This is a genomic window from Spirochaetota bacterium, assembly GCA_038043445.1.
GTDB lineage: Bacteria > Spirochaetota > Brachyspiria > Brachyspirales > JACRPF01 > JBBTBY01.
This window is the reverse complement of record JBBTBY010000082.1, coordinates 972-10,329: the sequence shown is the minus strand read 5'-3', so window position 1 is coordinate 10,329 and position 9,358 is coordinate 972. Positions and strand designations below refer to the sequence as shown.

Below are 9,358 nucleotides of genomic sequence, written 5' to 3'. Positions count from 1 at the left end.
CAATAACAAGTGAGCGTTTTCCCTCGATGACATCCCGCGGATCGGCGGTTGCAGACACGGCACCGTTACCGGTCGCTTCGAACAAATTCAGATACGAGTCGTCATCGAAGGTTATTGTCGTTGTTCGCGCATGCGCTGATGCCGCGAGTGCACCTATGCATATGATGCAGAAGATCTTGCCCATGGCCGGCCTCTTTAATTAAACGATTAATTAATACTATAGTATAATACGTGCTTTCTGTCAAATACCGTTGAAATCAAGCAGAAAATGAGGTTTATCGCTTGCTATTATCGGTGAATCGGATGACAATTGCATACATCAATATGCGTTTGCCGAGGAACTTTCAATGGTAACGACGATAACACCGAATTCCGGGAATGATATCGCTGACGTACGGACAGAGAACGGCATAACGTATATCACGTTCAAAAAAGGCGTGCATCATGTGAATGGCGATCTTCTCTCCGAGCGGCAATGCTTCATCTCGAACAACGATCCCGGGCTCAAGCGCATACTCGTCGATCTTACTGACGCGAAGCACGTCGTCGTCGAAGGCAATGGAGCCGAGCTTGTCATGCACGGCGCAGTAACACCGTTCTACGTGAGCAATGCAGGCGATATTACCATCAAGAACATATGCATTGACTGGGACCGTCCCTTCCTGAGTCAGGGGCTCGTTGAGGCAGCCGGTGAAGGCTATGTCGATCTTTTCTTCGCTCTCGATACGCCCTTTGAGATACGCAACAGCAGTCTCTATTTTATCGGTGATCATTACCGCTCCGAGCATCCGCATATCGCGCTTGCGTTCGATCCGGTGCGCGCTGAGACCGCGTTCCGTGCGAACGATCACTATGCCTTCCGCGATCATCACCGCGCAGAAAAGATCGATGACCGCCGCGTACGGCTTTTCGCTGCGTACAACGGGCTCCCGTCGCCGGGGCATATGCTCGTGCTTTCACATCAGGGGCGTATAGCGCCCGCTCTCGCCGTCGCCGACAGCAGAGCGGTAACGCTCGAGAACATCGCGATCTATCACGCCGGTGCCATGGGCGTCATCATGCAGGCGACGAACGATATCACGCTCTCCCATGTATCGGTCATGCGGCGCCCCGGGTCCGGCCGCGTGTTCTCCACGCATGCGGATGCAACGCACTTTGTCGACTGCGGCGGGTCGATACGCATGTACGACTGCCTCTTCGAGAATCAGATGGATGACCCGTCGAACATACACGGCATATATTACACGGTGCGTCAGAAGCTCACCGGCCGATCGCTCATTGCCGGCATCGGGCATCATCAGCAGTACGGATGCATGATGCTCTCCCCCGGCGATACCGCCGCGTTCTACGACACGCGCACCATGGTGAAGGCTAGAGCCGCCCGGGTCGCCGAGGTCACGATGATCAATGCCGCGGCGTATGCGATGACGTTCCATGAGACATTGCCCGACCTCCCGTGGGAACATCTTTCACTCATGAAAGAGAACCATGACATCGATGTGCATATCAAAGGCTGTACGTTCAGGAATAACCGTGCCCGCGGACTTCTTATCAGCACGCTCGGCAAGGTGATCGTCGAAAAGAACAACTTCCATGTGCCCGGAGCCGCCGTGCTCTTCGAGGGGGATACGAATTTCTGGTTCGAATCCGGTCCGGTCGAAGATGTGGAGATACGCGAGAATGTTTTCGACCAATGCAATTACGGCGTATGGGGGCGTGGACTGTTCCAGTGTACGCCGCGTATCCCTTCGCCGACAAGGGCATGCTTCCATTCGAATGTCCGCATTCACGACAATTCGATCCGCGCGATATTCTATCCCTTGCTCTATGCCTCCGCAACAAGCGGATTGTCATTTACGAACAACAATGTGGAACGAGGGAGCGATTACCCAGTTTCGCTTGCCGGTGATGCGATCGTGTGCGCCGATGAAAAAACAAGCTGCACGTCGGTTGGGAATCGATTTCCTGAATAGGTTCTCGATGGGTGTCAGGTCCGTGTCCCTTCGATACGGCACGATAATTCCCCGGCATGAAGACGAACCGAAACAGCATCGCCGGTATTCACGGCGCCTGCGTCGCGTACGATCGATCCATTGACGTCGCTGACAATGGCGTACCCGCGTGAGAGCACCGCCAGCGGGCTTACAAGCGATAGTGTCGCTGTCAGTGAAGCGAAGTGCTGTTTGCCCGAAGCGAGTGCGGTATCAATGCCGCGATAAAGCCGCGCTGCCGTATGGTCGAGGTCGACCGTGGTCCGCTCGAGCCGGCGCTTCATGAGCGATACGAGATGGTCGCGGTCGAATCGCTTCATGACTTCATGGTACAGGCCGAGGCGGCTTTCGAACGATGCGAGCATGCGCCGCACGGCGTCGCGTACGAAATCCGTCATTCCTACCGTGTCCGGAAAAACGATCTCCACTGCATGCGACGGCGTTGCCGCGCGGATATCCGCGACAAGATCGGCGATGGAGGTATCGGTCTCATGGCCGACGGCCGAAACGACGGGTATCTCGCTTTCGAATATCGCCTTTGCTACCGGCTCTTCGTTGAACGCCCAGAGGTCCTCGAGCGATCCGCCGCCGCGTCCGACGATAAGCACATCGACCTCGCGCCGTTCATTGGCAAGACGTATCATCGATGCGATGTTCTCCGCCGCTTTCTCACCCTGGACAATGGTCGGATAGATGATAATGTCGATGCCCGGTGCCCGTTCGCCGCTTATGCGGAGCATGTCCTGCAATGCCGCGGCGTTCGGTGAGGTGACGATGCCGACCGTGCGAGGGAACGGCGCAATAGTGCGTTTCCGCGCAGACTCGAAGTAACCGAGCGCGGCGAGTTTTTTCTTGAGCTGTTCGAATGCGATAGCAAGCGCCCCCGCGCCCTCGGGTCGCATGGCGATGAGATTGAGCTGGAATTGACCGCGTTTGTCGTATATCGATGCCCGTCCATAGACGACGACGCGAAGACCTTCTTCCGGTCTGAAGGGGAGCCGTGCCGCTGCACCGGCGAACATGACGCAGCTTACCACCGCCTGCTCATCCTTGAGATCGAAATAGCAGTGGCCGCTCGATGCGATCGTCATGCGGGATATCTCGCCGACCACCGCGATCGACGCATAACGTGTTTCCAAGTCCTCGCGTACCGCGCGTACGAGCGCACCGACAGTGATGATCTTCTCAGCGGATGGGGCGGCGCTCATTTTGAGCTGTCGACGAGGGTCTTCGCTTTTCCGCCTTCGACGACGAGATAAATGCTTTTCCGCTGTTCAGTGAATTCAAGGATGGATATGGCGATCTCTTTTTCCCGGAAAAACATGGTCTGGCGGTTTATATTCGTGGTGTCCCCTGATATATCATCGTTCTCGCTCTTTCTTACGTACTGCTGGGCGATAAGGTTCGAATTCTGGCTTTCGTATCTCCTGAAATAATATTGAACGTTCTGGTTCGACCAGGAGCATGAGAGTATATACCGGAACATGACCGATTTTTTGAAGATCAGCGACAATTTCGCGATCCCGTCGTTCATCTTGAGATTCTCATAGTTCATGATGGTCATTGAGGGCGCGGCAACCACCGATTTCGGGACAAGGGAGAGGCCGGCCAGGCGATTGCTTACGTCGCTTTGTGCTTCACCGACGGATATCGGCAGCGCATTGTTCGTCAGTGCGAACGCAGCCCCGGGACAACTGAGCGCAAGAAGGATAGACCAAAAACGATGGAGTGACCGCATACGGATATAATACCCTCTCTGGGAAAAAAATCAAATTACTTGGGGATGGGATATGGTATCCGACCACGCGATCGGTAGAGTGCAACCCCGCTGTTGCTCCATACGGTAACAAGGCCATCGATGCGCTTCCAGAACGAAGGCTGGAACGGGTAAAGTATATTATCGACTACATACGTGATGTCCTCGGACCTGTCGTAGACCTCGTTCCAATTCGTTCTGAGGAAAAGGCGTGCCACCGCCTTGTACTGCGGATCGATGCCGAATACGGAGATATAGGAATCAGAACCGTATTTCTCCAACTCGGAATTGAGAATGAAGAACTTTTTCCCATTGGAATCATCGAGCACGGCCTTTGCCAGCGCCATGCTGTTGCTGATATTGGAGGGCTTCTGGTAGATATCGACATATCGCCAATACACCGATAGTGCGATCGCTGCGTTAACTGCGATGAATATGCAGAAACCGACGGCGATACGAGGGAGTTTCGCCCGAATGAAATCGAAAATGAGCAGTACCGGGAAGAACGCAAGCGGGTAGAGGGCATAGAAGTAATGCCAGACGCCTTTCGGCAGATTGAGCGCGGTGAATACGACCAGCACGACCGCCACCCCGGTGTAGCCGAGAAAAAGACCTTCCTTCAGGAATACGGGTGCTTCATATCCGCGAAGATGTTTTTTCAGCGCCGGGACAAGACAGAACACGGCCAGGATATTCCCTGCGAACGATATCGCCAACGTGATGATGTTCGCGGCGAGCTGAACCATGCCCAGCGGATTGTTCCTGAAGTAAAAATCCATCAACGGCTTCGTCCCTTTGCCGAGGAAGTAGGTTATCTCATTGGTAGGGAAGATGAAGAACGCATAGATCTGCGGGAGCAGCATGCCGGACCGATGTGACGCGTTCCCGGCGAACATGAGACGCGTGTTGGCAAAACCGTTCCCGATCTCGGCGATAAGGTACGGAAGGTAAAGAAGGAAACCGCCGGCAACGCCGATGAGCATATATCGCCAGCGCCCTGCGCCCTGCCATGCGCGATAGTGCCGAAGGAGATATATGATAACGAGCGGCGGTACGATGAACAGTGTCGCGACATGTATCTGCGCCATGACCGCAGCGAGGGGAATGATGCATGCCGTATGCCAGCTGTGCGCACCGGTAGTTCCGACGCGGATGAGCGCCATTATCAGCAATGCCATGGCGGGAAATATGAAATAGGCGGCCCAGAAATCGCTTGCCCCGTTCAGAAAATAAGGATTGAAGAGGAGCATCCCGGATGCCGCAGCCGCCATCGTTTTATCCATTGATCGATACAGCCAGGCGATGAACAGCACGGCGAACAGAAGTCCGAGGCTCATGCCGAGAAATCGCAGTGATACAAAGGAATGAGTCATGGCATACACCGCCATAAGCGGGTAATAATTCATCGCCCCGGGTACGCGCGCAGGCAACCCGCTCATCGATGCCCCGGCGACCGGTATGATGCCTTTGCTGACATACTGCTCTATCTCGGTGAAGTGCAGGAGATTGTCCATCGAGAACGAACGATTGAGCGTCGCATAGACGAGGAATGCAGTACATGCGATGAAAGTTGTAAGAATGACCGGTATCGCCCATCGGCGTGTTCTGTCCAGCATGCGATCGCTCCATAGTGTCGTTCGTCGCGCGAGCTGATAGCTGCGGGTCTCGACGATGCAACTGCGGTGAGTATAGTCCTGCCCCGCGAAATGTCAATGAACAATGATATTGCATGATGGCGTCAGCGGCACGGAACATTGTGTTTTTTCAGCCGCGCTATACACTGGGGCGATGCCATCGTACAGCACGAAAAAAAGGAAAGCGACACGTGGTCACGGCATGCTCGAGAATTTTCTTGCCCGTCTCCGTGCGGCGAAAGCGGAAAGTCTCATCACCCCGAAGCATCGCGGCGGGAGGATACTCGACATCGGCTGCGGAAGTTTTCCCTATTTTCTCGCGCATACGAAATTCCGTGAACGCTTCGGTATCGATAAAATGCATTCGGCCAGGAAGACCATCACGCATGACGGTATTACGCTCAAGAACCAGGATATTGAGCGCACGCGGAGACTGCCGTTCTCGAACGGATATTTCGATGTTGTCACCATGCTCGCGGTTTTCGAACATATCGAACACGACCGGCTTGTCGGCCTCCTGCGGGAGGTGCGCCGTGTGCTCAGGCCGGGCGGCAGTTTCATCATGACCACCCCTGCCGGGTGGACGGAGCAGCTGCTTCGATTCCTTTCAGCCGTGAAACTCTTAAGTTCGCAGGAAGTCGATGAGCATAAAGATGCCTATTCACCGGTATCGATAGCACGGATACTCACGGACGCGGGGTTTTCTCGTGATGCGATGCGCATCGGCTATTTTGAACTTGGGATGAATATCTTCGTGCGTGTGGCGAAATAGGGGTCGGAACCCTTACGGCACTTCGATGGTGTCGAAGATCTTCGCGATGATCGCATCCGCGGTGATATTCTCCGCTTCTGCCTCATAGCTCGGGACGATACGGTGGCGCAGCACATCATAGCCGACGACACGGACATCTTCCGGTGTAACGAAGCCGCGGCCGCGTACGAACGCATGCGCCTTGGCGAGCTTGGTGAGCGCAATGCTCGCGCGCGGTGATGCACCGTACGAGATGTGCGCGCTGTCAAGGCCGTATTTCGCAGGGGTGCGTGTGGCGAAGACGACATCCATGATGTAATCGATGATCTTCTCTTCGATGTAAATGCGCTCCACCGTTTCCCGCGCACTGACCATGTCTTTTACACTGACCACTGTCTTGCATGACGGCTGCTCGCTTTTGCTCATTCGTTCAACGATCAGCTTTTCTTCATCCTTGGAGGGATAGGTCACGAATATCTTCATGAGGAAGCGGTCGACCTGCGCTTCGGGGAGCTGATAGGTGCCTTCCTGTTCGATGGGGTTCTCCGTTGCGAGGACCATGAACGGTTCGGGCAGCTTGTAGGTCGAATCGCCGATGGTGACCTGATGTTCCTGCATCGCCTCGAGGAGCGCCGACTGTACCTTTGCCGGTGAGCGGTTTATCTCATCGGCGAGCACGATGTTCGCGAACACCGGTCCTTTTTTGGTGGTGAAATCGCCCGACTTCTGATTGTAGATCTCGGTACCGACGATATCGGCCGGGAGCAGGTCCGGCGTGAACTGGATGCGCTTGAACGATGCATCGATGGCGTCCGCAAAAGACTTTATCGTGAGTGTTTTAGCGAGCCCCGGCACGCCTTCGATGAGAATATGTCCATCGCAGAGCATGCCCATGATCATTTTCATGAGCATATCCTGCTGGCCGACGATGACCTTGCCTACTTCCGAGGAGAGACGCTTGACGAACTGGCTTTCTTCCTTGACTTCCGCGGTTATCGCTTTTATATCGACATTTGCCTGCATGTACTGCCTCGATGTTGCCGGAGTGTACCCCGCACAATGACAAAAGTCAAGCCGTGACATTGCAAAATGCTGCGGCACGTGATATAATCCCACGACCAAATGGTCAGGAGTGTACCATGTCCCGAATGTCGCCAGTGATCCTTGTTGTTATCGCCTTACTGCTGCCGCTCGCATGCGAGCGGGATACCGAAAAGGGCAAATGGGTCGCAAAGATAGGCACAGCGACCATTTTTGAAAAGGAATTCAACGCTATCCTTGCATTAACGCTCGAGAGTTCCGGTGTGCCGAAGGAACAGCTTGCGCAGTACAGGAATGACAGGGGTATAAAGCAGAAAGTACTTGATGATTATATCAGCAAATATCTCGTCGTCCGAAAGGCGGAGCGTGAGAATTTCTATAACAGCAAAGAGGCGAAGGAATACATCGAGTTGGCGGTCCGTTCGTTGAAATTCGAATACTATGTGCGTAAAAAGATGCTCGAATTCGTTCCGGACCCGACACCGCAGGAGATAGAGCTTTTTTATACGCAGCAGCGCGCGATCCTGGAAAAGCAGTACGGCATACGATCGCTTGATGATCGGGGCAGGATACAGGTGAGCAATTTGCTTAAGATGCAGCGGGTACAGAAGAAGCTCATGCAGCTTGTCGAAGACCTCAAGGGCGAAACGCCGGTAACGCGGAACAAGGATGTCATGGGTGAATCCGTCGACCTTAATATGGCACCTGGCTCGATGGCGCCGTCCGGGCTGCCCCGATAAGAGCGGAATCTTCCATATAATATTGTCAGAATTATTGACAAAATCGATGTACTGTACTATACTATCACTCGAGACGGCCGCAATGTTATTGCCGGAGTAACGATGCATTTACGAAGAGTGATCACAGCCGTTCTGTTCCTTCTGGCATCGGTATCGCTTATGCCTATCGATATTTATCGCGGTTTATTGATCCGGATAACATATGACGATGCCTCCGGTTACCCCACGAAGCAGGCGTTCTATAACGCGTTCGGGGATCTCATCGGAGATGCACCGACAGCGAGCTGGATAGGGTACGATTTCAACGACCAGATATATACGGCAAGTGCGATACGCTTCAATCCGGCCGAGAGTGTCTCCGTCGGCTATCAATACGGAAAGCATGGCGACGTCATGTTCGACAAAGGCCTCGTTTCATTCACCGACAAATTGTTCATGGGTGATCTTGATCTGAGGATCGATATCGTACCGAACGGCGCATCCATTTCGAGGAAGATAGCGTATTCTCCCTATGTCCTGCAGAATAATCTGCTCGACGGTATTTTTCTTAATTTGGGGAATAAAAAAGCGCTTGAACTCGAGGTCGCCTGGTCGCATCTGCGGCCGACACTTCGTGAAACATCGCCCTTCGTATATCCCGATACATTTCAGGGATATTTCGGCGAGGAGGCGGAGTATTTATTCGCCGGTATGGTCGATCTGAATTTTCTCAAGGAGATAAAAACCGAGCTATTGACCATTAATTCGCTTCGGCTCAGCTGGTCTGCCATGGTCCATCGCGATTCTCTTGCCCATGGGGCGGCTTTCCTCGGAAGCGCGCCGTTGGGGGATGGTGCAGTTCTCACGACGAATTACAGTGTCACCAATGTGCAGTTCGCGATAGCGCCGTTCCGCTCACTTGACGGGTCGAACTACGCTGCGTTTTACGGGTATACGGTAGAATTCGAGGGAACGAATTTTACGCTTTCATTGAGTGCGGCATCGATAGTGCCGACGTCCGGAACATACCTTACCAATGACAGCCGCGGTACACCGTATCTCAGGATAGATGAGGGGAATAAATATACGTTCACGATACAGATCCCGCGCATTCCGGCGAAAAAAGTGAAAATAAATTTCTGGCTGGCCAACTCGTTCTACGTACAGCAGTACTTCTATTCAGGGCAGCAATATGATTCATATCGCCAACAGCAGCTGCATACCCCGTCGGATGTCGTGGTTTCATCCGTCAAGCATAATATCCGTGACTTTTCCAATTACAAACAGTATGCGTTTTATTTGGGGATAACTACCGCGAACCATAATTTCGGCCTCGAGGCGGACATGGTGTTCGCGGGTTTCTCGGTAAAAGGCGGTGTATACCCGAATGTTTCTCTTCTGCAGGCACCGATACAGGATGCCGATTATAATCCGACGCTGTCAATGGCCTGGTATGCGGAAGTGAG

The 9,358-nt window shown here is 53.5% G+C and carries 9 protein-coding genes; 4 read left to right on the top strand and 5 right to left on the bottom strand.

Annotated elements, in window-relative coordinates:
* Nucleotides 1-184, bottom strand: a 184-nt coding sequence (locus tag AABZ39_12790; GenBank protein ID MEK6795649.1) for a hypothetical protein, incomplete at its 3' end; no start/stop codon positions are given.
* A 163-nt stretch (nt 185-347) separates the two neighbouring features.
* On the opposite strand from AABZ39_12790, the gene AABZ39_12785 reads away from it, so the two are divergent.
* A complete protein-coding gene (locus AABZ39_12785; protein ID MEK6795648.1) occupies nt 348-1,973 on the top strand; it encodes a right-handed parallel beta-helix repeat-containing protein in 1,626 nt (541 codons plus the stop codon).
* A 14-nt stretch (nt 1,974-1,987) separates the two neighbouring features.
* On the opposite strand, the gene xseA is transcribed toward AABZ39_12785, so the two are convergent.
* From xseA to AABZ39_12770, 3 genes are read right to left on the bottom strand one after another with little or no spacing between them, the layout of a single operon-like run.
* Entirely contained in the window at nt 1,988-3,199 is a 1,212-nt protein-coding gene (gene xseA, locus AABZ39_12780; GenBank protein MEK6795647.1) for an exodeoxyribonuclease VII large subunit, read from the bottom strand.
* On the bottom strand, nt 3,196-3,729 hold the full coding sequence (locus AABZ39_12775; GenBank protein MEK6795646.1) for a hypothetical protein: 534 nt from the start codon (nt 3,727-3,729) through the stop codon (nt 3,196-3,198). The genes xseA and AABZ39_12775 overlap by 4 nt, the downstream gene beginning before the upstream one ends.
* 35 nt (nt 3,730-3,764) lie before the next feature.
* A complete protein-coding gene (locus tag AABZ39_12770; GenBank protein ID MEK6795645.1) occupies nt 3,765-5,363 on the bottom strand; it encodes a hypothetical protein in 1,599 nt (532 codons plus the stop codon).
* Between the two features lie 172 nt (nt 5,364-5,535).
* On the opposite strand from AABZ39_12770, the gene AABZ39_12765 reads away from it, so the two are divergent.
* Nucleotides 5,536-6,153: a class I SAM-dependent methyltransferase gene (locus tag AABZ39_12765; protein ID MEK6795644.1), complete on the top strand. Its 618-nt coding sequence runs from the start codon at nt 5,536-5,538 to the stop codon at nt 6,151-6,153.
* 12 nt (nt 6,154-6,165) lie between these two features.
* Here AABZ39_12765 and AABZ39_12760 read toward each other — a convergent pair whose 3' ends face one another.
* Complete coding sequence (locus tag AABZ39_12760) at nt 6,166-7,155, bottom strand: MoxR family ATPase (protein MEK6795643.1); 990 nt, start codon at nt 7,153-7,155, stop codon at nt 6,166-6,168.
* Between the two features lie 116 nt (nt 7,156-7,271).
* Between AABZ39_12760 and AABZ39_12755 the strand changes: the two genes are divergently transcribed.
* Together AABZ39_12755 and AABZ39_12750 are read left to right on the top strand one after the other, a co-directional pair.
* Nucleotides 7,272-7,913: a hypothetical protein gene (locus AABZ39_12755; GenBank protein ID MEK6795642.1), complete on the top strand. Its 642-nt coding sequence runs from the start codon at nt 7,272-7,274 to the stop codon at nt 7,911-7,913.
* 102 nt (nt 7,914-8,015) lie between these two features.
* A partial coding sequence (locus AABZ39_12750) for a hypothetical protein (protein MEK6795641.1) occupies nt 8,016-9,358 on the top strand: 1,343 nt, incomplete at its 3' end.

What these genes read in the sequence shown, in the direction of transcription:
- AABZ39_12785 (MEK6795648.1), top strand. Translation starts at nt 348, where the DNA reads ATGGTAACGACGATAACACCGAATTCCGGGAATGATATCGCTGACGTA.
- xseA (MEK6795647.1), bottom strand. Translation starts at nt 3,199, where the DNA reads ATGAGCGCCGCCCCATCCGCTGAGAAGATCATCACTGTCGGTGCGCTC.
- AABZ39_12775 (MEK6795646.1), bottom strand. Translation starts at nt 3,729, where the DNA reads ATGCGGTCACTCCATCGTTTTTGGTCTATCCTTCTTGCGCTCAGTTGT.
- AABZ39_12770 (MEK6795645.1), bottom strand. Translation starts at nt 5,363, where the DNA reads ATGCTGGACAGAACACGCCGATGGGCGATACCGGTCATTCTTACAACT.
- AABZ39_12765 (MEK6795644.1), top strand. Translation starts at nt 5,536, where the DNA reads ATGCCATCGTACAGCACGAAAAAAAGGAAAGCGACACGTGGTCACGGC.
- AABZ39_12760 (MEK6795643.1), bottom strand. Translation starts at nt 7,155, where the DNA reads ATGCAGGCAAATGTCGATATAAAAGCGATAACCGCGGAAGTCAAGGAA.
- AABZ39_12755 (MEK6795642.1), top strand. Translation starts at nt 7,272, where the DNA reads ATGTCCCGAATGTCGCCAGTGATCCTTGTTGTTATCGCCTTACTGCTG.